Below are 25,160 nucleotides of genomic sequence, written 5' to 3'. Positions count from 1 at the left end.
ATCCTGACAGGTAGATCCGATGCCCTCGCCTTCCACTGCGCATGACACTGCCGGCTGTGAGATGCCGGTTCCCCCATCGGGCTGCACGTTCGACCCGGCCGACTGGCAGCTGCTGGCACGGCACTGGTTCCCGGTAATGCGGGCCTGCGACCTGGGCAGCGCACCCTGCGCCGCGTTGCTGCTCGACCAGCCACTGGTGCTGTACCGGATCGGCGACGAAGTGGTCGTCGCCCGCGATGCCTGCCCACATCGTGGCGTTCCCTTGAGCATGGGACACGCTGACGGTGGCGGGATCCGATGCCGGTACCACGGACTGCTCTTCGGCATGGCCGGGCGCTGCCTGGAAATACCCAGCCAACCACGGCACCCCGTGTCGCCACGACTTCATCTCCGCACCTTTCCCGCGCTCGAACGCTATGGCCTGGTATGGACGTGCCTGTGGCCTGCTCCAGGCGCTGAACCGGATATTCCGTGTGTTCCGCTTTGGGATGCAGCAGATATCAAGCACACGGTTTGTCCTCCTTTCTCGATCAACTGCTTTGCGGGCCGCCAGATGGAAGGCTTCCTGGATGTCGCCCACTTCGCCTGGGTGCACCACGGAACCTTCGCCGATCCTGGCCAGCGCAACGTCCCCCCCTACGAAGTCGTGTCCAACGAAAGCGGCTTCTCAGCGGACTACCTGAGCCCGGTGGCGAACTATCCACGCGGGTCGGGCCTGAGCGCCCCACCCGGTTTTCTTTGGCGTCGGCACTTCGAGGTCCACCTTCCCTTCGCCGCCACGTTGACCATTCACTTCCCGAACGCGGCAAGACTGGTCGTGGGCAACTTCGCATGCCCGGCATCAGCCCTGCGCACGGAGATGTTCGCTCCCATCGTTCAAACCTTCAATATCGACCAGCCGTCCGAACAGATACACGCATTCAACCTGCGCGTCTTCGAGGAAGACCGGCAACTTGCGGAAGCGCAGCGGCCACGCAACCTGCCTCTGGATGTAAAGTACGAAGCGCATCTCCCGGCTGACCGGAGCTCACTGGCCTACCGACGCGCGTTGGCCAGACAAGGCTACGGCCGCTTCTTCGCCGATACGGCCTGATACGGCGAGGCATCGGCGTGCCAAAGCGCGCCCTGCGCCCGCACAGCGGGTAGGATCAGGTCGGGGCCTTCGCGGCCCTGCCCCTTCCCCTCCCGGATGTCCCGCAATGATCCACCGCTCCCTGCCCTTCCTGCTGCTGGTCGGCCTGCTGGCCAGCAGCGCATCCGGTGCACGCGATGTGCCCGCTCCGGCCGCCCACGTCGATGCCGACGGCCCCTACGTGGTGCGTGACGGCGAGACGTTGCAGGCGCGCTGGATCTGCGATGACAAGGTGGTCAGCCACGAGCAGACGGCCCGCCGCATCGCGCCGGTCTGTGGCTATCCGCATCCCATGGACATCGCCGCCGCGACAGTCCCGCCGATGGACGTGCTGCCCGCCGCGCCGCGCGTCATCGTGCTGTCCGACATCCACGGCCAGTACGACCTGCTGGTACGGTTGCTGCGCGCCAACGGCATCATCGATGCGCAGGACCGCTGGGCACGGGGTACCGATACGCTGGTCGTGGCAGGCGATGTGTTCGATCGCGGGCCGAAGGTGACCGAAGCGTTCTGGCTGCTGTACGGCCTGCAGCAACAGGCCAGCGCCGCCGGCGGCGCGGTGCACTTCGTACTGGGCAACCACGAAACAATGGTGCTGTACGACGACCTGCGTTACGTCAATCCGAAGTACCTGCGCAGTGCGCAGCTGCTCGGCCGCAGCTACCCGCAGCTGTACGGTCCGGACTCGGTGATCGGGCAATGGCTGCGCACCCGTCCGGTGCTGCTGCGCATCGGCGACACCCTGTTCCTGCACGGCGGCATCTCACCGGACGCGCTCGCGCTGGCACTGGACCCGGCGGCCACCAACGCGGCCTACCGCGCATCGCTGGGCACCCCGCGCGACCAGGTGAAAGCCGACCCGGCCACCGCGCCCCTGTATGACGGCAAGACCAGCCCGATCTGGTACCGCGGCTACTTCGACGGCCGGCTGGATACCGATGGCGTGCAGGCGGTGCTCGATCGCCTCGGGCTGAAACGCATCGTGGTCGGCCACACCTCTATGCCGCACGTCAGCAGCTTCCATGGCGACCGCGTCATCGCGGTGGACAGCAGCATCAAGAACGGTGAGAACGGCGAACTGCTGTTCATCGAAGAAGGCCGGCTGAGCCGTGGCCTGCTGGATGGCACCCGTGCAGCGCTGGCAGCGGGTGTGACCGGACGGGACGACTGAGTCATCCCATCCGCCGCGGCCTGCCCGTTCAGCCCTCTTCGCGGCGGATCCGCGAATGCCGCCAGCCGCCATGGCTGGCGAACCGCCCGCTGTCACCGGTCAACGCGAAACGCGCCGCGCCGTCGACGGCCCGGATGAGAGGCGCATCACACGTACTCGGCAACGATTCCGGCGGCGGTTACAGGCGGAAGCGTGCCCCCACCGTGTAGGTGCGCTCGGGTGAGGCGAAGTCGCGCGGGAAGGCAGGACTGCCGAAGTAGTTGCGGGTCGAACCGCCGAGCAGGTTGGTCGCTTCGGCGAATACGGTGATGTGCTCGTTGATGTCGTAGTTCAGCGCCACGTCCAGCCAGTCCTCGTCGCCCTGGCGGATCTCGCTGGGCTGGTCGCCGGAACTGTTGAAGCTGGTCGCGTAATCGGTGCGCCGGTTCCACGCCAGCCGCGCGGAGAAGCGCTCGTGCTGGTACATCAGCACCGCGTTGAACGCATGCTTGGATACGTTGGTCAGCGGCTGCAGTTGACCCGTCGGCGATTCGGCTTCCGCACTGATGCGGGTGTAGTTGAGCTGGGTCCCGAAGCCGGACAACCAGCCCGGCAGGAAGTCGTAGAACTGGCTGTAGCCCACCTCGAATCCCTTCAGGGTACCTTCGCCGGTATTGCGCGGGCGGGTGATCGAATACCTGGTGCCAGCGATCACTTCGTCATCGGCGTAGCTCTGCACGTAGCCGTCCAGCCTGCGATGGAACACCGCGGCCGACAGCAGCGAGCCGGGCTGGAAATACCACTCCAGCGACGCATCGAGATTCTTCGATTCCACCGCCTGAAGGTCCGGATTACCGCCGTTTCCACGCGCCGGCAGGCTGTCCGTGGACTCATACAGGCTCAGCTGTGGATTGAGGTCGGCGAAGTTCGGTCGCGCGATGGTCTGGCTGCCGGACAGCCGCAGGATCAGGTCTTCGCGCAACGAGACGTTGGCGCTGGCATTGGGCAGGAACCTCGTCTGCGATGTCTCGATCTGGCTGGGCACGTCCACCCCATCGACGCTGCGCGTGCCACTGAGCTCGGACTCCAGCCGCGTGGCGCGCACGCCGATGCGGCCATCCACCGGGATGCTGCCCAGCGTGGTACCCCAGTTGAGCTGCAGGTAGGCGGCGTAGTTGTCTTCGCGGTTGTCGAAGAACAGCGAGGCCAGCTCCGGCGGTGCATCCGGTGACTGGCCCATGACCTGGCGCAGCTGCGCGGTCTGCTGCAGCAGGTAGGCCGCGTTGGCGACGGCCCAGCGGTCGGTGGAGAACGCGCGCGCACCATCGAGCATCCCACCCGGTGATACCGCGGCCAGCCCGGGGACATCGCTGGCAAGCACGCGGCGGCCGCTGATGTTGTCCATCGCTCCCGGACCGCCGCCATGGTTGGACGCGGTGCGACGGCTCAGCCGCAGGCCGGCATCGAGTGAACTGAACGGACCGGCGTCGAACTGGAACGTGCTGTCGCCGCGCCACGCCCACTCCTCGCCCTTCTGCTCGTCCCAGCTGTCGTAGTACTGGCTGAGGTACCAGTTGGCCGGGTTGGTCACATCGTAGGCCGAACCATCGGCCTGGGTGACCCAGGTATCGGGCACGCCACCGGCATCGCGCATGTGCATCAACGGCGCGTCCATGCCCATGTCCAGGGTCATGGCGCGGTGCTTGTTGGTGCTCCACGTGTAAGCCAGTTCGGTGGACAGGCTGACGGTGTCGTTGTGCCACTTGCCGCCCAACGCGGCCTGGAAGGTATCGGAGGTCTGCTTGTGGGCCTGCGTGCTGGACAGCGTGTACAGGTCGCGCGCCACGAAACCGTCCATCACGTTGCTGCCGGGGCGCAGGCTGACAGCGTCCACGTTGTCCGGGTTCACCAGGCCGGGGAACGGCATCCAGTAGTTGACGTTGTTGCGGCCCTCGTAATTGACGTAGAACGTATCGAGGTACACCTCGCTGTTGTCCGTGGGTGCCCATTGGAAGGTGAAGTTGGCCGAGCGGCGCTTGTGCGTGTTGTTGGCCACCAGCCCGCCGGCGTTGTACGGCACGAAGATCTCCTGCGAGGGATCAGCCGGATTGGCGACACGATCGTAGGTGCCATGGAAGCTGTTGCTTTCCTGGTACGGGCGCTGCTGCAACGAGATGCTGCCCAGCACGCCCATCCGCCCGTGCCCGCTGTCCCAGTTGTGCGCGGCGGTCAGGCTTCCATTGGGCTTGGCTTCGCCGGCCTGGTCGCCCTGCACGGCGCTGATGCTGCCGGCCAGCGTGGTGTCCTTGTCCAGGTCGAAGGGCTTGCGCAGGTGCACGTCGATGCTGCCGCCGATGCCGCCTTCCAGGAACTTCGCGCTGCCGGTCTTGTACACGTCCACGCTCTGCAGCAGGTCGGCGGGGATATCCTGCAGGGCAATGCCGCGTCCGCTGGCAGTGAACACATTGCGGCCATCGAAGGTGGTCACCACGTCCGGCAGCCCGCGCACCAGCACCGTGCCGACTTCCGCGCCGCCGCGCGCCACCTGCACGCCGGTGACCCGCTGCAGTGCGGCGGCCACGCTGTTGTCAGGCAGCTTTCCGATGTCTTCGGCGACCACCGAATCACTGATTTCCGCCTTCGCCTGTTTGGCATCCACCGCGCCGGTCGCGCTGCCGCGCACGCCACGCACCTGCACGGAATCCAGTTCCTGGGTGGCCGCTGGCGCAGCCGGCGCTGGCGCCGGTGAAGGATCCTGTGCCTGGGCCACGCCCACCATGCCGGCGATCATCGAAGGAAGCAGCGCGCGGCGCAGCAGGAGGGAGGCAGCAACGCGGCGGCGCGGGCGGATCGACGTGGCAGGCTGGAGCATGCAGGGGGTGGTCCTTTGGAGACGCGCCGCCAGACGAAGGCATGCACCTGCCCAGCCCGCAGCCGAGCGGCGCACAGGTCAATCCAGGGGGAACACGCGCAACGCGGCGGCGCTGGCAGAGGTTGCGAATTGTGTGCCGATCACGACAGATCGGTCGTGCGCATTAGAGCAATCGAAAACTTAATTTTCCGTTCCGCACGGGTGATCGAATTGTTCGGCGCACCTGGCCGCTGCTTTCAGATCCAGCGCATTGCGTGCACAAAAGCGCCGGCACGCGGCCGCAGGATGTACGCTTGGACGATGTCATCCATCGCAGGGCAGCACATGAATTTCGGCAGCGACAACCAGTCCGGCGTCTCGCCACGCATCCTCGACGCGCTGGTGGCGGCGTCCTCGGGAACCGCCGCGCCGTACGGCAACGACACATGGACACAACAGGCCGAACAGTCCATCGCGCGCGTGTTCGACCACGACGTCAAGGCCTTCTTCGTGGCCACCGGTACCGCCGCCAACTGCCTGGCGCTGTCCGCACTGGCGCAGCCGTGGAATGCCATCCTGTGCCACGCACAGGCGCACCTGATCAGCGATGAATCCACTGCACCGGAATTCTTCACCGGGGGTGCGCGCCTGCTGCCGATCGCCACCGACAGCGGCAAGATCACCCCAGCGGCGCTGCGCGCTACGCTCAAGCGGCTGCCCGATGCGCGGCCGCACAGTGTCAAGCCGTCGGCATTGTCGCTGGCACAGGCCACCGAAAACGGCTTGGTCTACACGCCCGCCGAACTGAAGGCGCTTTCCGAGGTGGCCCATGCGCATGGCCTGCACGTGCACATGGACGGCGCGCGCTTCGCCAACGCGGTGGCGGCGCTGGGCTGCACGCCTGCCGAAATGACCGTGCACGCCGGCATCGACGTGCTGTCCTTCGGCGCCTCCAAGGACGGCGCGCTGGCCGCCGAGGCGGTGGTCTTCTTCAAGCCGGCGCTCGCCGAAGGGTTCGACTACCGGCGCAAGCGCGCGGGCCAGCTGGTGTCCAAGGGACGCTTGTTCGGCGCCCAGTTCAACGCATGGCTGCAGGACGACCACTGGCTGGAACTCGCCGGCCAGGCCAACCACGCCGCGCAGGTGCTGGGCGCCGCCCTGCAGGCACACGCGGACATCCGCCTGGCCTGGCCGGTGCAGGCCAACGAAGTGTTCGTGGTGATGCCCAAGGCGCTGCTGGAGCGCCTGCTCGCTGCCGGCGTGCAGTGTTATGACTGGTACCCGGACAGCCTGCCTGCGTCGATGCCGCTGGGGGCTGATGAGGTGCCGGTGCGCTTCGTCACGGCGTGGTCGACAAGCGACCAGCAGCTGGATGAGTTCGCCGCGGTGCTGGGCCGCTGAGGCCAGCCACGACGCCGGAGGTGGCGCAGCGGACGATCCGGGATCGCCGCGCCGTCAGTCCGGCGCGTACCAGAACGGAATCCGGAACTCGCGACGTCGCTCCCGTCCCTTGGCCGTGCTCTGCGCATTCCACACCAGGCGCAGGTCGTGGCGTCCGGGCGTGAGTCCCTGCAGCGGCAGATAGCCGACCAGCCCGCGCATTTCCAGGTCGCGTCGCTCCATCGGAACGAAGGCATCCAGCGCGACCGGCGCGCCGTCGAGGGTAATCGTCCACAGCCGCGCCAGGCAGGCCACGGCGGTGCGCGCGGCCTGCTCGCCTTCGGCCACGTTGGCGCCCGTGGGCAAGGTATCGGTACACAGGCGGCGTGCCACCGAATTGTCGCGCTGTGGCTGGTGCGGGATGAACAGCCGCAGCTGTGACTCGCTGATCTGGTCGGCGGGGATCATCGGGTAGCGCAGCAGCCGATCATGTTCGGAGCGCAGGGATTCGTAGTGCGCGCTGGCCATGCCATGGTCCACGGCCTCGTCGGTGACGACGGCGTAGCGGTTGAACAGGGCGAAGCGGGTCGAGTTGAAGGTCTGCACCCCGCCGATCACCATCGCCAGCATCACCGCGCCGAAGTAGACCACGTAGAAATTGCGCGCGTAGAGATTGCTCTGCAGGGTCAGCTGCACCGGAAGCAGCAGGCGCAACGGCAGCACGAAGCCCATGCCGCGCAGCACCACGCGCACCGCGCGCTCCAGCCGTTCGCTTGGAAGCCCGCGCGCGCGCCGGCGCAGCACCGCGCGTTCCAGCACCAGCGGCAGCACGCTGGTCACCGTGAACAGAACGTAGGCCACGCCCAGTACGGTGAGGGCGACCTGGTCCGGAGCCCCCAGCAGTGCGCCGACCACGCCGGCGATCGCCAGAAGGACGGCGGTCAGCAGCCCGGTCCAGACCATCGTCAAGGCAAACAGCAGCGTGGTCGAAAACAGCACCGACGCCAGCCGATCGGCACCGGCGATGGACTGCTCCAGGGTGGACACCATGCGCTGGTAGTGGTCGCGGGACACCCCGCCCAGCAGCGGAATGCGATCCCAGCGGATGCCCTGCGGAAAGTGGGTCTTCAATCCGATCAGGCCGACCCAGTAGCCGCGGATCGCCAGATGAGCGATCAATGCAATGGCCACCACGTAGCACAGGCCGACGGCGATGCTGAAGCCAAACCACAGCGCGTGCGCATGGATGCCTTCGGTATGCACGGTGTTGGTCGCCCACGCATCGAAGATGCGCCCGGGCACGGCGAGCAGGGTGAAGGCCAGCAGGCCAGAGATGAAAAGCTCCAGTTCGTCGGTACGGTCACGGACGCGGGAGAGGCGCTCGCTGCCATCGACCATGGCTTGCGGCAGCGGCGTGGCAGGCGCTTGCGATTCATTCACGGCGGGTCATCCTTGGCAGTCGCCGGAATATGCCACAAACGCAGGAAGGCGGCCGAAGCCGCCTTCCTGATGCGCCGACTGCCGGGCGAGCCGGCAGGGTCTACGGTTACCTGTACTCGCGCTCGCAGCGGCGTTCGACCACGCGATCACCGGTCTTCTGCTGGTGGCGACCCTGGATGTTGCGGCCTGCCGCACCACCGGCTACCGCACCGGCCACGGTGGCCAGCTTCTTGCCGTTGCCGCCGCCGACCTGGTTGCCGAGCAGGCCACCGACCACCGCGCCGGTGGCAGTACCCGCGATGCGGTTGGAGTCCTTGCTGTTGCGCTGCACTTCCACGTTGCGGCACACCACGCGGCTGCCATCGTCGAAGCGGCGGCCTTCGTCGCGCGGGCCGTAGGACTGTGCGGACACGCCCGAGGAGGCGGCCAACAAGGCGCCAGCACAGAGCAGGGGGATGGACATCTTCATCGGGGACTCCTTGGCGTTCCGGGTGTATGTCGCCAGTCTTCCCGCGACGATGGCAAACCCGGGTGAATTCGCGTGGAGATACCGTGCAGGTCGCCTGTCCCGTTCAGCCAGCGGTGTGCTGACCAGACGGCCGCGCGGCGTGCTGATGGGGGTCCAGCAACGCGTTCGCGCGTCGCACCAGCTCGGCGGCGGCGAACGGCTTGGCCAGCACTTCCATGCCCGGTTCCAGGTGCCCGGCGCCCACGGCCGCGGTAGCGGCGTAGCCGGTGATGAACAGGACCGGCAAGCCGGGCCGGCACTGTCGCCCGGCGTCGGCCACCTGCCTGCCATTCAACGGGCCGGTCAGCCCCACATCGGTCACCAGCAGGTCGATTACTTCAACGGACCGGAGCACATCCAGCGCGGGAGGCCCTTCGGAGGCTTCGATCACCCGGTACCCCGCCGACACCAGCACCTCGCTGACCAGCACGCGCACCGCGGTTTCGTCTTCGACCAGCAGCACCGTGCGCATCGGGCCGCGCGGGACGTCGCTGTCCAGCGCCACCGCCGGCGCAGCGTCCGCTGCCTGCATGCCTTCGACCAGCCGCGGCAGATACAGGTGCATCGTGGTGCCCTCGCCCGGCCGGGACTCCACCTGCACCTGGCCGCCGGACTGACGGGTGAATCCGTAGATCATCGACAGGCCCAGACCGGTTCCCTGGCCGATCGGCTTGGTGGTGAAGAACGGCTCGAACACCTTCGCTACCACGTCGGCTTCCATGCCAGTGCCGGTGTCGCGCACCGACAGCCGCACATACGGCCCGGGCGGCAGCTCCAGTGCCACCGCCTCGCTGCCCGCCAGCTCGACCACGTCGCTGCTGATATCCAGCGCCCCCCCGCCCGGCATCGCATCGCGCGCGTTGATGCACAGGTTCAACAGCGCGTTCTCCAGCTGCGGCCCATCGACCTGCACGGCGGCACTGCCATCGGCGAAGTGGGTGCCGATGGTGATCGACGGCCCCAGCGAGCGCGAGATGATCTCCATCATCCCCAGCACCATCTGCTCCACGACCACCCCGGTAGGGGCCAGGGTCTGCCGGCGCGAGAACGCGAGCAGGCGCTGGGTCAAAGCCGCGGCGCGGTCGGCACCGGAACGCGCCATCTCCACGTAGCGACCCAGGTCGTCGATACGCCCCTGCGCAACCCGCATCTCCAGCAGTTCCAGCCCCATCGACACCGACGTCAGCAGGTTGTTGAAGTCGTGCGCGATGCCGCCGGTAAGCTGGCCCACCGCCTCCATTTTCTGGCTCTGCCGCAGCTTCTCTTCGGTCATCAACAGTTCGGCGCTGCGTTCGCGCACGCGCTCTTCCAGGGTGACCGTCAGCTGCTGCAGCCGCTCTTCGGCCTCCCGTTTTTCGGTGACGTCCGTTGCCGTGCCGAACCACTCGCTGACGCGGCCTTCGGCATCGAACATCGGCACCACCCGCATCAGCACCCAGCGGTGGCTGCCGTTGCGCGGCGGCGTGCGGTGCTGGATCTCGAACGGCTTCCTGTGCGCGTCGGCCTCGGCGATGGCCGCGTCCAGCGCGGCGCGGTCATCGGGATGCACGAACGCTTCGCGCCAGTTCCAGTCCGGCGCGAGCAGTTGCGCGGTGTCGCCCTGGCGCAGGATCTGCCGGCGCTCGGCCCAGTCCGCAGACAACGAATACAGCACCTGCGACGAGGCCCCGACCAGCGCGCCCAGCCGACGCTCGCTGGCGGCCAGCGCATCGATGGCCGCACGCTCCAGGGTGCGGTCGCGCAGCACGATGACGAAGCCGATCGCGGTACCCTCCTCGTCGCGCAGCAGTGTCAGCGCGCCCTGCGCCCAGAAGGTTTCGCCGGACTTGCGCAGGAACGGGCGCTCACCCGACAGCCCGCCTTCGGCCAGCGCCACCCGCATGCCGTGCTGGAACCGGCCTGCCACGCGGTCCTTTTCGATATAGAAACGCTCCGGGGTCTGCCCCAGCATCTCCGCTTCGGTCCAGCCCAGCGTGTGCCGCGCCCCTTCGTTCCACAGGGTGATGCGGCCTTCAAGGTCCATGGCGAAGATGGCGTAGTCCATCGCGCTGTCCATGATCTGCCGGTGCCGCGCTTCGCTGCGCCGGAGGCTGCGCTGCAACGCCACCTGCGAGGTGACATCCAGGCCCTGCACGAACACGCCGACCGACTGCCCGGCCGCGTCCTTGACCGGCTGGAAGACGATATCCAGCTTGCGCGGCTCGACCACGCTGCCGTCGGTGCTCACCGGATCGTAGGTTACTTCCGTGCCAATATAGGTTTCGCCGCTGCGGTACACCTGGTCCAGCAGCGGCAGGTAGCCCTGGTCGATGACTTCCGGGATCGCATCGGCCAACCGCTCGCCTATCACCGGCCGATGCCCGACCATTTCGGCATAGCGCGGGTTGGCCAGCTCCACCCGATGCTCCGGGCCACTCAGGAAGGCCATGAACATCGGTGATTTCTCGAACAGCGCGATCAGGCGCTCGTTCTCGCGCGCCAGCCGCTGCTGCGCCACGACCACCTCGGTGACTTCGCGGGTCACGCAGAACACGCCGCCCACGCTGCCGTCATCCAGGTGGATCGGCGAGAACGAGAACGTCCACCAGGTGTCCTCCTGCGCGCCGTAACGGTTCATCCGCACCGGCATGTCCTCGAAGCGCGATCCTTCACCGGCCAGGGCCTGTTCGACCGGCCCCTTCACCGCGTCCCAGGCGTCTGCCCACAGCGTGCGCAGTAGCGCCCCCATTGCCTGCTCCCGACGCGGGCCCAGGATCGGGCTGTAGGCATCGTTGAACAGGAACACCAGCTCATCGCCCCACGCCAGGTACATGCTTTCCGGGCTGGCCAGCATCAGGCTGGTGGCACTGCGCAATGCCGATGGCCAGCCGTCCGGATGCCCCAACGGTGTAGCCTGCCAGTCAACGCTGCGGATGCAATCGGCAGCAGCCCCGTCGGTGAACGGGAAACCGCGTTGGGCCTTGCCCGGGTAGGTGGAAGTCGACAAAACTGCAGACGCCAGGACCAGGAAAGCGGGCAATCTAATGCAGAACGGGCAGCAACAGTGTCAACGCGCACCCTCGCGGTGCACCGGATGAGCGTCGAGTTGACCTTGCAGGGCAGCGCCATCGTCGATATCCCTTCGCTCTACGCCGAACTCAACCGCGTATTCATGGCAGACGAGGACTGGGCGCTTGGCAACAGCCTGGATGCGCTGGATGACCTGCTGTACGGCGGCTATGGCGCATTGCAGGGCCAGCAGGCCGTCACCGTGGTCTGGCAGGACATGGAAACCAGCCGCGCCGCGCTTGGCGTGGCCGCCACGACCGCCTGGCTGCAGCACAAGCTGGACCAGCCGGGAACGTTCAACACCGCCCCCCTGCAGGCACAGCTGCTCGCGCTGCAGCAGGGCCACGGGCAGACCTACTTCGACATCGTGCTGGAGATCTTCGCCAGCCACCCTGACATCCGCCTGCAGCCGGCATGACCGTGGTAGCGCCGAGCCGTGCTCGGCGGATGCTTCAGGTGGCGACCACGCTCGCCACTACGGCGCGGACTTTCCCGGCAACAGATAGCGCAGCCCCAGCGTGAAGCCACGCGGGGCGATGCTCAGGTGGTCCTCGTCGTTCAACACGTCCAGCCGCATCACCAGCGAGGGATAGTGCCGGCCGCGCAGCGTGCGTTCCATGCGCCGCGCGTCTTCCACCATGTCATCGTCCTGAAGGTAGCGCGGATCGCCGACCCGCTTCGCCTCGTACTCGCCGATGTAGAAATACACCTTGGCCGGCATGTCCTTCAGGGTCGCCGCCGACGCCTTTTCCATGCGCTCCATCACGTGCTGGTCGAACCAGTAGGACGGGCTGCCCAGCACATAGCCGGAGAACAGCGACGGCTCGCTCAGCAGGATCTGCGTACCCAGCAGTGCACCGTAGGAATGCCCCAGGAACAGGCGCTGCGTTTCATCGGTGCGGAAGCGCTGGGCCACGTACGGCAGCACTTGGTCGCGCAGGTAAGCGGCGTGCGCCGCCCCGCCGCCATGCTCGGCATCCTCCGGTGCACCCTCCGCACCGTTGGCGGTGGGCGTGTAGTCGCGGCGGCGGCTGGGCATGCCTTCCTCGCCCACCGCGTAGGACACGCCGACCAGGATGAACTCCTGCACCGAACTGCCCAGCCGGCGCCCTACCTGGCGCAGTACCGGGAAGGCATAGTCTGCATCGGTGACATACAGCACCGGATAGCGGCGCGCCTGCTCCTTTTCATACGACGCCGGCAGCTGCACGAATACCTGGTAATCACGCCCGGAGACCGGATCCGGCACCTCCCATACCTGGCTGCCGATGATCTCGTACGGCGCGCCATTACCGCGTTGGGCAGCTGCCCGCTCGCCCGCGCTGGCGCAGCCCACCACCAGCATCGCAAACACACCGGACCACAACAGGCGCATCATTCCAGTTCTCCTATACGTTCAAGCACTGGCGCGGACGCCATGTCGTTGGGGTTGGTACCCGGCGCCCCCTGCGGCACGTCCATGCCGCGGCTGCGGTAGAACTCCACCCAGTACGGCGATATTTCCCCGGTCTGCAGGTTCTTGAAGTTCATCGGCTGGGTGGCGAACACCTGCTGCGTACGGAACGCGCTCTCGATGAAATCCGAGCAGTAGTAACTGTCCTCATCCTGCACGTAGGTGAAGTTGTAGGGCTTGCCGAGCAGCGTGCGCGCCTTGGCGATGGCCGCCGGAATGGCCGCGCGTTGTTCGCGCTTGAGCCGGTACAGCACCACGTGGCGGTGCTTGGCCCGGGCCTCATCGAGGAAGCTGTCCAGGGTCTGCTCGCGCGATCCCTTGTCATCGGCGTGCAGCACGACCGCGCTGCCGGATTCGCGTGCGATCAGCGCGACGTGGTCATAGCTCACCGCACCGGGCTTGCCGGTCGCATCGTTGATCGCACCACTCAGGCCGGTAGTGGCGGCGGTGACGAACAACAGGTCACCGTTCTGCGGCTGGGGCGCCCTGGCCTGCGCCGGCAGCAGCGGCGCAAGCAACAAGGCAAGGCATAGCAGGTAGGTTCGCATCGACAATCACACCGCAGGACAAGGCGGCGATGATGCCATGCCGCTCCCGCCTGCCGCAGCAACGTGGCGTCCGGTCAGTCCTTCGGATACACCGCCAGCACCTCGCAGCCCGGGCGCGCGAATCGCGGCGTGTCCGAGCGCAGGTCCCCGGCCATCGCGCCGACCATGACGATGCGATCGCCCGGGTTGCCGCAGATCAATCCATTCTGGAAGCCGGACTGGAAATCGACCGACTGCGCGCCGGCCAGGATGCTGCAGCTGCCCCCCAGTTCTACCCGATAGTAGCGATTGCCACCGTTGCGGCGCGGGTTGGTTTCCACAACCACGCCCTGCGGGTCCTCGTTCCAGCTGCGTACGTGGCGGGTAGCGAAACAGAAGTCCGCCGAGCCCTGGAAGGTGTGCCGCGGGCTGCTTTCGCCGCCTCTGCCGGCCGCCTTGCCGGTGACCTCCACCCCCGGCAGCGTGGACGCGAACTGGCGGCTGCTAGCGCGCGCTGTTTCGGCAAAATCGCGGTCGTCGATCACGCTCACCGCACTGATCCCACAGCTGCGGCCATCCACCACCAGGCTCTCGCTCGGACGGCCGCAGGCCCAACCGGCGGGGGCTTCCAGACGCACCTGGCTGGCCTCGTTGATGCCGGGGCAACCGGCGCCGCTGAAATCAATCCGGTAGGCCACGCCATTGCCTCCGCGAACGGCGATCGCCTCCGGACCGGCCTGCTCGACCTGACGCACGTCGCGGGCATCCAGGCAATGCGCAGCCGGCGGGCTGCGCCCGGGCGGCGCGGCGGTGGCAGGTCCGGCCTGGGCAACAGTGGGCAGCAGGCAGGCCAACGCCAGCGGTGCGATTGGTAAGCTGTTGATCACGATGCCGTCCTTGCATGGGGATGGCCCGAATCTAGCATGCCGCCCCCCGCCACCACATTGCCGCAGGATTACCCGCCGCGCGTCCTGCACGCAGCCGGCACGGCCGCTTGCCGATGATGGGGTCCCCCACCCGTCTGCCCTGCCATGGCCAAGCCGTCCGGCTCCCGTCTCGTCGTCTACGCCGCACTCGCCGGCAACCTCGCCATCGCCATCGCCAAGTTCATCGCCGCCGGCCTGTCCGGCAGTTCGGCGATGGCAAGCGAAGGCGTGCATTCGCTGGTCGACACCATCAACGAACTGCTGTTGCTCTACGGCCTCAACCGCGCAGAGCGCAAGCCCGACGCAGCGCATCCGTTCGGGCATGGGCGCGAGCTGTACTTCTGGAGCTTCATCGTCGCCCTGCTGGTGTTCGCCGCCGGTGCCATCGTGTCCGGCTACCAGGGCGTGCAGCACATCCTGCACCCGGAGCCGGCCACCAACCATTTGGTGAGTTACATCGTGCTCGGCGTCTCGATGCTGTTCGAAGGTGCCTCGTGGTGGATCGCGCTGCGCGAATTCCGCGCCACCAAGGGCAGCATGGGCTACTTCGAAGCATTCCGGCGCAGCAAGGATCCGACCACTTTCACCGTATTGCTGGAAGACAGCGCCGCATTGCTCGGGCTGGGCTTTGCGATGATCGGCCTGATCGCCGCGCAGCTGCTGGACATGCCCGTGCTGGATGGCGTGGCCTCGCTGTGCATCGCCGCCGTGCTGGCCGCGACCGCGTTCCTGCTGGCCCGCGAAACCAAGGGCCTGCTGGTCGGCGAGCCCGCGGATGCGCATGTGGCGCAACGCATCCTGGAGGTGGCCAATGCCGATCCGGACGTACGCCGTGCCAACGGCCTGAGCACCATGCAGATGGGCCCCAACCAGGTGGTGGCCATGCTGAGCGCGGAGTTCGAGGACGACCGCAGCACCCCGCAGATCGAGCAGTGCATCACCCGCATCGAGCAGGCGGTGAAACGCGAGTATCCGGAGCTGACGGCGTTGTTCATCAAGCCGCAGACGCCGGAGGTCTACCGCGCGCGTCGGGCGGCCATGCTGGCGGGGCCGGTGGCGGAGGGCTGACAGCCGCCTGCCCGGCGCTGCCTGATGGCAAGCACCCCGGTCCCCGACTCTGGCTGCCTCCCCTACAATGGTCCATCCGCGGCCACCCCGTGCCCGCACCCGCCTCAAGATGGACCCCGCGTGACCCAGAAGCAGCCCGAACACACCCCCCTGATGAAGCAGTTCTTCGCCGCCAAGTCCGAGTTCCCGGACCTGCTGCTGTTCTTCCGCATGGGCGATTTCTACGAGCTGTTCTACGACGACGCACGCAAGGCGGCACGGCTGCTGGACATCACCCTGACCCAGCGCGGCAGCTCCGGCGGCGCGCCGATCCCGATGGCCGGCGTGCCGGTGCATGCCTACGAAGGCTACCTGGCCCGGCTGGTGGCGCTGGGCGAATCGGTGGCGATCTGCGAACAGATCGGCGATCCGGCCCTGGCCAAGGGGCTGGTTGAACGCAAGGTCGTGCGCATCGTCACCCCCGGCACCGTCACCGACGAAGCCCTGCTGGACGAGCGCCGCGATACCCTGCTGATGGCGCTGTCACGCAGCAAGTCCGGCTACGGGCTGGCGTGGGCGGACCTGGCCGGCGGGCGCTTCCTGGTCAATGAAGTGGACACCGATGACGCGCTGGAAGCCGAACTGGCACGACTGGAACCGGCCGAACTGCTGGTGCCCGACGAAGAGAACTGGCCCGCATTCCTGCGCCAGCGCAAGGGCGTGCGCCTGCGTGCGCCGTGGCTGTTCGACGCCGACAGCGGCCGCCGACAGCTGCTGGCGTTCTTCAAGCTGCATGACCTGAGCGGCTTCGGCATCGATGACAGGCCGCGTGCCACCGGTGCCGCCGGTGCGCTGCTGGGCTACGTCGAGGAAACCCAGAAGCAGCGCCTGCCGCACCTGACGTCGATCGCGATGGAAAACGCCGGCGAAGCGATCGCGATGAATGCCGCCACGCGCCGCCACCTGGAGCTGGATACCCGCGTCGATGGCGATACCCGCAACACCCTGCTCGGCGTGCTGGACAGCACCGTCACCCCGATGGGCGGCCGCCTGCTGCGGCGCTGGCTGCACCGTCCGCTGCGCCTGCGCGAGGTGCTGGTACAGCGCCACCATGCGGTGGAAACGCTGATCGACCGCGGCGCAGATGCGGACATCCGCGAACAGTTCCGGCGCCTGGGCGACCTGGAGCGCATCCTGACCCGCGTGGCACTGCGCTCGGCGCGTCCGCGTGATTTCTCCACCCTGCGCGATGGCCTGGGCCTGCTGCCGGCGGTGCGCGAGGTGCTCGGCCCATTGGATTCGCCGCGCCTGCAGGCGCTGCACCAGCTGCTTGGCGAGCACGATGACTGCGCGCGCCTGCTGGCCAGCGCCATCGCCGACATGCCGCCGCTCAAGCTCAGCGACGGCGGCGTACTGGCCGACGGCTTCGACGAAGAACTGGACGAACTGCGCCGGCTGTCCACGCATGCCGACCAGTTCCTGATCGACCTGGAACAGCGCGAACGCGAAAGCAGCGGCATCGCCACGCTGAAGGTCGGCTACAACCGCGTCCATGGGTATTACATCGAAATCAGCAAGGGCCAGTCCGACCGCGCGCCGGTGCACTACACCCGCCGCCAGACGCTGACCAACGCCGAGCGCTACATCACCGAAGAACTGAAAAGCTTTGAAGACAAGGTACTGTCCGCGCGCGATCGCTCGCTGTCGCGCGAAAAGCAGCTCTACGAGCAGCTGCTGGACACGCTGGGCGACTGCCTGGAGCCGCTGAAGCAGTGCGCCGGCGCGCTGAGCGAGCTGGACGTACTGGCCGGGTTCGCCGAACGTGCGCAGGCGCTGGACTGGTCGCGACCGGAGCTCGACAGCGGGCCGTGCCTGAAGATCGAACGCGGCCGCCACCCGGTGGTGGAAGCGGTGCGTGACCAGCCGTTCGAACCGAACGACCTGGACCTGCACCCGGACCGCCGCATGCTGGTCATCACCGGCCCGAACATGGGCGGCAAGTCCACCTACATGCGGCAGAACGCGCTGATCGTGCTGCTGGCCCATATCGGCAGCTTCGTGCCCGCCAGCCGTGCAGTGATCGGTCCGATCGACCGCATCCTGACCCGCATCGGCGCCGGCGACGACCTCGCGCGCGGGCAGTCGACCTTCATGGTGGAAATGGCCGAGACCAGCTACATCCTGCACCATGCGACCGAACACTCACTGGTGCTGATGGATGAGATCGGCCGCGGTACGTCGACCTACGATGGACTGGCCCTGGCCGACGCGGTGGCACGCCACCTGGCGTGGCAGAACCGCTGCTACACCTTGTTCGCCACGCACTATTTCGAGCTGACCGCCCTGGCTGATGAACAGCACGAAGGGGGCCGCAGCGGCATCGCCAACGTGCACCTGGACGCGGTGGAACACACCGATCAGAACGGTGGCGAGCGCCTGGTGTTCATGCATGCCGTCAAGGACGGGCCGGCCAACCGCAGCTTCGGCCTGCAGGTGGCGGCGCTGGCTGGGCTGCCGCGCGCGACGGTGGCACAGGCGAGGCGCCGCCTGGCCGAGCTGGAACAGCGCGGCGGTGAAACCCAGTCGGCGGCGGTGGCACCGCAGGCGCTGGATGCACCGCAGCAGTTTGGATTGTTCGCTGCCCACAACACCGCCGCGCTGGATGCATTGGCGGCGGTGGATCCGGATGAGCTGACGCCGCGACAGGCACTGGAAGCGCTGTACCGGTTGAAAGCGCTGGTCTGATGCTGCAAGGCCCTCCCGGCTCGCCGACCATGGGTCGGCCCTACCGGGGCGGGCTTTGAACTGCCCTCACTCGTAGCGAAGCGCGTCTATGGGATCCAAGCCGGCGGCTTTGGCGGCAGGAATCGTTCCGAACACCACGCCGACGGCGGCGGAGAACAGGACCGACAGCACAACCGTCCACCACGGGACCGTGGCCGGTGGCAGCCCGGGGATGACCAGAGAAGCGAGCACGCCGCCGGCGTAACCAAGCACGACACCAATGACACCGCCGATGGCGGAGAGCAGCGCCGCCTCGCTGAGGAACTGCAGCAGGATGGCCTGGCGGGTGGCGCCAAGGGCCTTGCAGATCCCGATCTCGCGGGTCCGCTCGGTGACCGACACCAGCATGATGTTCATGATACCGATACCCCCGACCAGCAGCGATACACCCACGATCCCCGCGAACACCATGCTGACCAGGTGGATGATGCTCTTCAGCGAATCTCCAAGCTGCTCGGCGGTTTCGACGCGAAAGTCACCGCCCTGGCTACCTCCCCGCAGACGCGACTGACGCAGCAGTGCGTCGATCCTGTCCTTCACCGCCTCCATTTCCGCGGTCTCGGCGACCTGGATGTCGATACTGAGGTCCACCCGTGATGCGTCCTGCACCAGGGCGAGACCCGTGGCGAAGGGCATCAGCACGAAGTCATCCTGGCTGAAGCCGAACACCTCGCCGCGCTCCTCCATCAACCCGACCACCTTGCACCATTCGCTGCCGATCCGGATGTACTGCCCGACAGGATCAGCGGGCAGTTCCAGGTTGCTGCGCAGCTTTTCCCCGATCACGCAGACCCGACGACGGGAATCGTTGTCGGCAGCGGTGATGAACCGCCCAAGCCGGGGATAGACCTGCCGCGAATGCTGGTAGGCCGGCGAGCTGGCAATCACCCGGGTGAAGGTGTCGGCCCGCCCCGCGTGAACCGTGCCGCCATGGTCGCCCATCACGTTGAAGCTTGGAGACACCTCCCCCACTCCGGGCAAGCCGTCGACCAGGCGCTGGTAGTCCTCCAGCGAAATCCGGCTACGGCGTCCCTGCAACTGGTCGTCGAAGGAGGTCTCGGACCTGACAGTCAGGTTGTTCGCGCCCAGTCCGGCGAACTGATCCGTGATCGAGGCGGCCATGCCCTGGAAGATCGAGACCACCGCGATGACCGAGGCAACGCCGATGACGATGCCCAGCACGGTCAACAGACTGCGCAGGGCGTGCGCACGGATGCTTGCCCATGCCGACTCGACGATCAGCAGCAGATCAGCCATTGCGCTGACGCCTCCGATCTGCACTCACCTTGCCATCTTCGATCCGGATGACGCGGTGGCAATGGTCCGCGATGTCCGTCTCATGGGTGATCATTACGATGGTGCTGCCGTCCGCCCAGAGCGCGTCGAACAGCGCCATGATGTCCCGCGTTGTTGCCGAATCCAGGTTGCCGGTAGGCTCGTCGGCAAGCAGGATCGAGGGCGAGCCGCACAGCGCGCGTGCAATCGCCACACGCTGCCGCTGTCCCCCGGACAACTGGCTGGGGAGATGGCCTGCGCGATCGGCCAGTCCCACCTTGCACAGGGCGTCCATGCCCCGCTGCTGGCGCTCTGCACGTCCCATCTTCCGGTACAGCAGTGGATGCATGGCATTCTGCAGCGCGGTGGCGCGCGACATCAGGTTGAAGCTCTGGAAAACAAAGCCGATGGCACGATTGCGCACTCCCGCCATCTCGCGCTCGTCCAGGCAGGTGACCGGCTGACCGGCGAGCAGATAACTTCCTGCACTGGGCCGGTCCAGGCAGCCCAGGATGTTCATCAAGGTGGTCTTCCCGGATCCCGAAGGCCCGCTGATGGCGACGTACTCGTTGCGATCTATGGTCAGATCGATGCCGCGCAATACCGGCACCTGTTCGCCCGCCATGGCGTAGTGCTTGTGGACCTGTTGCAGCTCGAGGATCGGCTGCATGTCAGGGCAGGTCCAGCATGGCCGGCACCGCGCGTACGCGCCGGTTGTCGCGCAGATGCCGCATTGTCGATGACCCGATCGCCGCGCGCGAGTCCCGAGACAATCTCCACATGGCGGTCGTCGGACACACCGGACTCCACGTGCCGCCTGGTAACAGTGCCTCCCGACTCCACCAGAAGGTACTGCCGCTGCCGCGTCGTCTTGCCTGCCGCACCTTGATGGCGGGCGACATCGGCCTGTTCGCTCAACAGCGCCTGCACCGGCACCGCGACAGGCGTACGGCCAACGTCCACAAAGACCTCGGCACGGCAGCTCATCCCGGTGCGAAGGTCGGCATGGGCGTGCCCATCCAGGGCAATCTGCACCGCGTAGCTGCGCTGGTGTGCGCTGCCGCCGTCCCCCCCGGCGCGCGTGGGTGCCAGTGCAATCTCCTGGACCCTGCCGCTCAGCATCCTGCTGCTGTCCGATCCCGCGAATACCTGGGCCTGCTGTCCTTGCTTGATACGCGACACATCCATCTCATCGACCTTGATCGTCGCGGCCATCGTGCCGATGTCAGCGATGGTCATCAGGCTGGAGCCCGCGATGCCCGTCGAACTCGGTACCGCGGTTTCGCCGACCTTCAGGGCGATGGACGTGACCACGCCTGAGATGGGTGCGCGGATCAGTGTCTTGGCCAGGCTCTCGCGGACCTGCACCAAGGCCGCCATGGACTGTGTCAGCTGCTCTCGGCTGGCCTTCAGCCGCAGCCGCGCCAGTGCCACCTCGTGACGCACCTGGTCATGGCTGGCCTGGTCGACAAGACGCTTGGCCACCAGTTCGGTACTGCGGCGCTCCTGGGTCTGCCGGATGTCCAGCAGTTCTGCCTGCTGCTCAATGTCCAGCGCCTGCTGCCGCACCATCGATTCCCGCTGCTGCACCTCGGCCTTCTGGGTTTCCTGGTCCAGCACCATCACCAGCTGACCGCTCTGGACGTGGTCTCCTTCCTTCACCAGCACCTGGCGCACAAGACCGATGACTTCGGGCGAAAGCGCAGCCGTATCCCGGAAATCGAAGGTACCGGAACCGAGCACCGACGCGCGCAAGGTCCGGTTTTCCGCGATTTCGTACTGCACCTCCACCGGCTTGCGCCCGCCCCACAGGGCGGCGACCATGCTGCCCGCCAGCACCATGGCCACGACGCCACCGATCAGCAGACGACGGTTCATTGCATTGCTCCCAAGACAATGCCCACGGCCCATGCGCCGTACAGCAACAGCGCCGGTGCCAGCGCGATCAACAGCGCGCGGACCCAGCCCATGCCGAGCCAGTGGCGCAGGCCTGCTGCACACAGGGCTATCGTCCAGAGGGATTGCACGCCTACCGAACCGGCCAGCGACAGCCATCGGCTGCCCACGCCGAGTCCGGTCAGTTGGGCGATGGACAGTGGGTTGGACAGTTCGGGAGGAAGGTTGCTGGTGTCAGCTATCGCACAACGCAGCGCCATCATCAGCAGCATCACCGTCTCCGGCACCGTCAGCCATGCAGCACGCCCCACCCACTTCACGTAGGGATCGGGACGGCGGGTACGTGCGACCACCTTCAGCCAGGCTGCGGCGAGCAGGAGGAAGGCGCCGCCCACCAGCAGCGAGCTGGCGACCGACATCATCGTCAACAGGGTGCGCCCGAGCAGGTTTCGCATGAATTCAAGCTCGCGACCCTGCAGCTCGCTATGGCCGGCAAGCAGATGGTCCTGCAGCCAGGCCAGGTCCACGTTCGCGTAGTAAGTCGTCCACGCCGTCACCGTAGCCGACGCCAGCACCAGCAGCGGCCATGGCCAGTCGCTGCGCAGCTCGACGCGTTCCTACCCCTTCAACGGATCCAGGATCACCTCACCTGCTGTCTTTGCAACACGAGCGCTCATGCCGTTTCCTTTTCCGTCGTTCGCATCTCGTCCGGCTGAACAAGAGTCCGCATCACCGGCCAACAGACATGATTCCCACGGCCCTGCACTGACGCTTCCAGATTTCGACCATGTCGCAGCGCACCCGTGCGCCTGGCCCGCCGTTACGCCAGGCTCTGGTTCAACATACAAGCCAGGCCCCGAGCACACACCGTAACGTTGCAACGTCTGCCCAACGGCACCCGCGCCTGTCGCACCTGACGCTTGCCCGACGCCGCCGCGCTTTCGATCCTGTGGCTTTCCCGCCTGCGGAATCGTCCATGTCCGATCCAAGCCCTCGTCATGACAACGCCATCGACGGCCTGCGGGCAATCGCCGTGCTGGCGGTGGTCATCTTCCACGTCGACGCATCGCTGCTGCCCGGCGGCTTCAGTGGCGTGGACCTGTTCTTCGTGGTGTCCGGCTTCGTCATAAGCCAGTCGCTGGCATCACGCCCGTATGACCACATGGGTCGTTACCTGCTGGATTTCTACCGCCGGCGGGTGCTGCGCCTGTTACCGGCCCTGCTGCTGGTGCTGCTGGCCACCTTCCTGTTGTCCACTCTGTTCATTCCCCGTGGCGGCGGGAGCAGCGAACAATACGATCACACCGGATTTGCGGCGATCCTGGGCATCAGCAACCTCGTACTGGCATGGCAGGTCAAGGATTACTTTTCGTGGGGGGCCAGTCTCAACCCCTATCTGCACACCTGGAGCCTGGGGGTGGAAGAGCAGTTCTACCTGCTGTTTCCTCTACTGTTCCTGATCTGGTTGCGCGCGGCGAAGTCGCGGGTCTGGGTGCGCTGGCTGCTTCCCGCGTTGGCAGTGGGTTCGATGGCATTCGCTGCGTGGCAGTCGACCGCCGCTCCCGACCAGGCGTTCTATCTGCTCCCGGCGCGTTTCTGGGAACTGGCTGCCGGTGCCCTGCTTTACCAATGCATCGCCTTGCGAACGCCGTCGCGTCACTGGCAAGCCTGGGCATTACCTGGCCTGGTGCTGGTGGTGGTGGGCTTCGCCTTCGAATCGGACCTGCAATTCCCGTTCCCCGGCGCGATCGCCACGGTCATCGGCACCGTCATGCTGCTTGCAGCGAGTACCGCCGCCAACGGAGAGCAGAAGAAGAATCCCCTGGTGCACGTGCTGGGCAGCAGGCCGCTCGTTTACGTAGGGCGTCTGTCGTATTCGTTATACCTGTGGCACTGGCCCCTGCTGGTGCTGCTGCGCTGGACCTACGGCCTGCAGGGGCTCGCCTTGTGGGCTTACCCTGTGATGCTGTTCGCGCTCGCCAGCGCCTCCTATCACTGGGTAGAAAGTCCGATACGCAATGCGGCAGTTGCAAGGCGCGCGCGCTCGCCGATCATTCTGGGCGCTGCCTTGGCCGCGGTCGTCGCCAGCCTCGGCATCGCGTGGACCGTGCCACACTTCAACGAGCAGCTTTCACTGAGCAGGACCCGGGACAGCTACGTATGGCGCACCTACCTGCATCCTGCATGGATGCCGGTGGAGCCGATCAATGCGCCATCGTTGCGCGGGCGCAAGCTGATCGTGACGGGTGATTCATTGTCCAAGAGCTTCCGGCCCATGACGTCCATCGCAGCGCGTCGGTTCGGCATGGAGCTGATCGTCGTTGATGAGCCTGGATGCAGCTTCACCAACCTGATGCGCGCCGATTCCCGCGCGTGCGTGCCGGCACGGGACAAGGCACTGGCGCGGATTGAACGGGAGGCACGTCCAGGCGATATCGTGCTGCTGTCCTCGCTGCGCATGCAGGAGCTTCGCGGCCTGGACTGGAGCCGAGGCGAGGCGCAGGTGTTTCAGGAACTGGCCATGCAACGCACATCCGCGGACGCCGCAGGTGCCGCGCGCGATGCCGAGGCCACCCTTGCGCGACTGCAGGCGCTGCAGGTGCACGTGATCATCAGTGCGCCGATGCCGGTGTTCAAGTCCGATCCATTCCGATGTTCAGACGTGTTCAACCGCATGAACCCGGCGTGCAAGGCCGGGCTCACCGTCCCGCGCGCTGCCATGGAGGCGATGCGCGCTCCGCAGATGGCACTGCTTCATGACCTGCTCGAGCGCTATCGCATGCTGCAGGTATGGGACCCGCTGCCGCTGCTTTGCAACGAAGACCATTGCGATGCGATGGACGGGACGACCCCCCTGTTCTTTGACCGCGAGCATCTGAGCGGGCACGGCAATCGCATCCTGTTGCCAGACTTCGAGCGGCTGCTGCTCGAAATTGGCACGGCATCTGGCGAGGGTCCATCAGCGGACCCCGCGTGAAGCCTTCGCCTCGTTTTCGTGCAGGCGGCGTTATGATCGGGGGGTTTCCGGCCTGAGCCGTACCCACCCCGAGCCGCAGGAGTTCCGCCATGAACACGCAGTCGCTCACCAGCTCCCTCCTCCAGCAGCTGCAGCAGGGCCCCGCCCTGCAGCAGGTGTCCCAGACCCTCGGCGTGGACAGCACCCAGGCCAGCCAGGCGATCCAGTCCGCGCTGCCGCTGCTGCTGGGCGCCATGGGCAACAACGCCAGCAACCCGCAGGGTGCGCAGTCGCTGCTCAACGCGCTGCAGCGTGATCACCTGGGAGGCAGCCCGGCGGCGGCCGGCGGCGCGGCAGGCGGCTTCGACCTCGGCGGTCTGCTCGGCGCGGTGATGGGCGGTGCGGGGGGCCAGGCCACCAATGGCGCCGGCATTCTCGGCCATGTGTTCGGCCGGCAGAGTCCGCAGGCTGCGCAGCTGCTCGGCCAGAAGACCGGCCTGGACAGTGGCCGGTCCGGCCAGCTGCTGGCCCTGCTGGCGCCAATCGTGATGTCGTTTCTGGCCCAGAAATTCGCCCAGCAGGGCAACGCCGGCCAGCTCAGCCAGGCGCTTGGCCAGGAAGCGCAGGCCTCCGGCATGGGCGGCGGGGGCCTCGGCGCGCTGCTCGATCAGGACGGCGATGGGCAGTTTGGCCTCGGTGATGTCCTGAAAATCGGCGGCGGACTGCTCGGCAAGCGCCCCTGATTGGGCACGGCTGTCCAATCGTTCGGGACCATAGATTTCTACTA

Annotated in this window: 19 protein-coding genes; 8 read left to right on the top strand and 11 right to left on the bottom strand. The window is 66.8% G+C overall.

Annotated elements, in window-relative coordinates; all coding sequences use genetic code 11:
* The first annotated feature begins 61 nt into the window (after nt 1-61).
* Both QE373_RS05285 and QE373_RS05280 read left to right on the top strand, forming a co-directional pair.
* Nucleotides 62-1,093, top strand: a complete 1,032-nt coding sequence (locus tag QE373_RS05285) for a Rieske 2Fe-2S domain-containing protein (RefSeq protein WP_309689576.1) — start codon at nt 62-64, stop codon at nt 1,091-1,093.
* A 106-nt stretch (nt 1,094-1,199) separates the two neighbouring features.
* The gene (locus QE373_RS05280; RefSeq protein WP_309684296.1) at nt 1,200-2,303 is read left to right on the top strand and encodes a metallophosphoesterase; all 1,104 of its coding nucleotides are present in this window, start codon (nt 1,200-1,202) and stop codon (nt 2,301-2,303) included.
* A gap of 178 nt (nt 2,304-2,481) precedes the next feature.
* Here QE373_RS05280 and QE373_RS05275 read toward each other — a convergent pair whose 3' ends face one another.
* A complete protein-coding gene (locus tag QE373_RS05275) occupies nt 2,482-5,061 on the bottom strand; it encodes a TonB-dependent receptor (protein ID WP_309689573.1) in 2,580 nt (859 codons plus the stop codon).
* 417 nt (nt 5,062-5,478) lie between these two features.
* Here QE373_RS05275 and QE373_RS05270 point away from each other — a divergent pair, with 417 nt between their 5' ends.
* Nucleotides 5,479-6,534: a low specificity L-threonine aldolase gene (locus QE373_RS05270; protein ID WP_309684294.1), complete on the top strand. Its 1,056-nt coding sequence runs from the start codon at nt 5,479-5,481 to the stop codon at nt 6,532-6,534.
* 54 nt (nt 6,535-6,588) lie between these two features.
* Here QE373_RS05270 and QE373_RS05265 read toward each other — a convergent pair whose 3' ends face one another.
* From QE373_RS05265 to QE373_RS05255, 3 genes are all read right to left on the bottom strand, one after another.
* Entirely contained in the window at nt 6,589-7,953 is a 1,365-nt protein-coding gene (locus tag QE373_RS05265) for a hypothetical protein (RefSeq protein ID WP_309684292.1), read from the bottom strand.
* 106 nt (nt 7,954-8,059) lie between these two features.
* Nucleotides 8,060-8,422 carry a glycine zipper 2TM domain-containing protein gene (locus QE373_RS05260; protein ID WP_309684290.1) on the bottom strand — a complete coding sequence of 121 codons (363 nt, stop codon included), beginning with the start codon at nt 8,420-8,422 and terminating at the stop codon, nt 8,060-8,062.
* A 103-nt stretch (nt 8,423-8,525) separates the two neighbouring features.
* Nucleotides 8,526-11,273, bottom strand: coding sequence for a PAS domain-containing protein (locus tag QE373_RS05255; protein ID WP_309689571.1), 2,748 nt, complete (start codon nt 11,271-11,273; stop codon nt 8,526-8,528).
* 261 nt (nt 11,274-11,534) lie between these two features.
* On the opposite strand from QE373_RS05255, the gene QE373_RS05250 reads away from it, so the two are divergent.
* Nucleotides 11,535-11,927 (top strand): barstar family protein, encoded by a 393-nt coding sequence (locus QE373_RS05250; RefSeq protein WP_309684288.1) that lies wholly within the window; start codon nt 11,535-11,537, stop codon nt 11,925-11,927.
* Between the two features lie 57 nt (nt 11,928-11,984).
* On the opposite strand, the gene QE373_RS05245 is transcribed toward QE373_RS05250, so the two are convergent.
* The 3 genes from QE373_RS05245 to QE373_RS05235 form a co-directional block, all read right to left on the bottom strand.
* Nucleotides 11,985-12,854 carry an alpha/beta hydrolase-fold protein gene (locus QE373_RS05245; protein ID WP_309689568.1) on the bottom strand — a complete coding sequence of 290 codons (870 nt, stop codon included), beginning with the start codon at nt 12,852-12,854 and terminating at the stop codon, nt 11,985-11,987.
* A gap of 29 nt (nt 12,855-12,883) precedes the next feature.
* Nucleotides 12,884-13,510: a YiiX/YebB-like N1pC/P60 family cysteine hydrolase gene (locus QE373_RS05240; protein WP_309684286.1), complete on the bottom strand. Its 627-nt coding sequence runs from the start codon at nt 13,508-13,510 to the stop codon at nt 12,884-12,886.
* 74 nt (nt 13,511-13,584) lie between these two features.
* Entirely contained in the window at nt 13,585-14,376 is a 792-nt protein-coding gene (locus tag QE373_RS05235; protein ID WP_309684284.1) for a hypothetical protein, read from the bottom strand.
* Between the two features lie 144 nt (nt 14,377-14,520).
* Between QE373_RS05235 and QE373_RS05230 the strand changes: the two genes are divergently transcribed.
* Nucleotides 14,521-15,483 (top strand): cation diffusion facilitator family transporter, encoded by a 963-nt coding sequence (locus tag QE373_RS05230; protein ID WP_309684283.1) that lies wholly within the window; start codon nt 14,521-14,523, stop codon nt 15,481-15,483.
* 153 nt (nt 15,484-15,636) lie between these two features.
* Nucleotides 15,637-18,207, top strand: coding sequence for a DNA mismatch repair protein MutS (gene mutS / locus QE373_RS05225; RefSeq protein ID WP_309689566.1), 2,571 nt, complete (start codon nt 15,637-15,639; stop codon nt 18,205-18,207).
* A 66-nt stretch (nt 18,208-18,273) separates the two neighbouring features.
* Here mutS and QE373_RS05220 read toward each other — a convergent pair whose 3' ends face one another.
* From QE373_RS05220 to QE373_RS05205, 4 genes are read right to left on the bottom strand one after another with little or no spacing between them, the layout of a single operon-like run.
* Nucleotides 18,274-19,503, bottom strand: a complete 1,230-nt coding sequence (locus QE373_RS05220; RefSeq protein WP_309684281.1) for an ABC transporter permease — start codon at nt 19,501-19,503, stop codon at nt 18,274-18,276.
* Nucleotides 19,496-20,191 (bottom strand): ABC transporter ATP-binding protein, encoded by a 696-nt coding sequence (locus QE373_RS05215; protein ID WP_309684279.1) that lies wholly within the window; start codon nt 20,189-20,191, stop codon nt 19,496-19,498. Before QE373_RS05215 ends, QE373_RS05220 begins: the two co-directional genes overlap by 8 nt.
* A complete protein-coding gene (locus tag QE373_RS05210; RefSeq protein WP_309684277.1) occupies nt 20,104-21,399 on the bottom strand; it encodes an efflux RND transporter periplasmic adaptor subunit in 1,296 nt (431 codons plus the stop codon). Before QE373_RS05210 ends, QE373_RS05215 begins: the two co-directional genes overlap by 88 nt.
* On the bottom strand, nt 21,396-22,022 hold the full coding sequence (locus tag QE373_RS05205) for a YIP1 family protein (protein WP_309689564.1): 627 nt from the start codon (nt 22,020-22,022) through the stop codon (nt 21,396-21,398). The genes QE373_RS05210 and QE373_RS05205 overlap by 4 nt, the downstream gene beginning before the upstream one ends.
* Before the next feature lie 182 nt (nt 22,023-22,204).
* Here QE373_RS05205 and QE373_RS05200 point away from each other — a divergent pair, with 182 nt between their 5' ends.
* Both QE373_RS05200 and QE373_RS05195 read left to right on the top strand, forming a co-directional pair.
* Nucleotides 22,205-24,394, top strand: a complete 2,190-nt coding sequence (locus tag QE373_RS05200; RefSeq protein WP_309684276.1) for an acyltransferase family protein — start codon at nt 22,205-22,207, stop codon at nt 24,392-24,394.
* Between the two features lie 89 nt (nt 24,395-24,483).
* On the top strand, nt 24,484-25,116 hold the full coding sequence (locus tag QE373_RS05195; RefSeq protein WP_309684274.1) for a DUF937 domain-containing protein: 633 nt from the start codon (nt 24,484-24,486) through the stop codon (nt 25,114-25,116).
* The last annotated feature ends 44 nt before the right edge of the window (nt 25,117-25,160 follow it).

The sequence above is a fragment of the Stenotrophomonas sp. SORGH_AS_0321 genome, assembly GCF_031453215.1.
Taxonomy (GTDB): domain Bacteria; phylum Pseudomonadota; class Gammaproteobacteria; order Xanthomonadales; family Xanthomonadaceae; genus Stenotrophomonas; species Stenotrophomonas chelatiphaga.
This window is presented reverse-complemented; position numbering and strand designations above follow the sequence as displayed.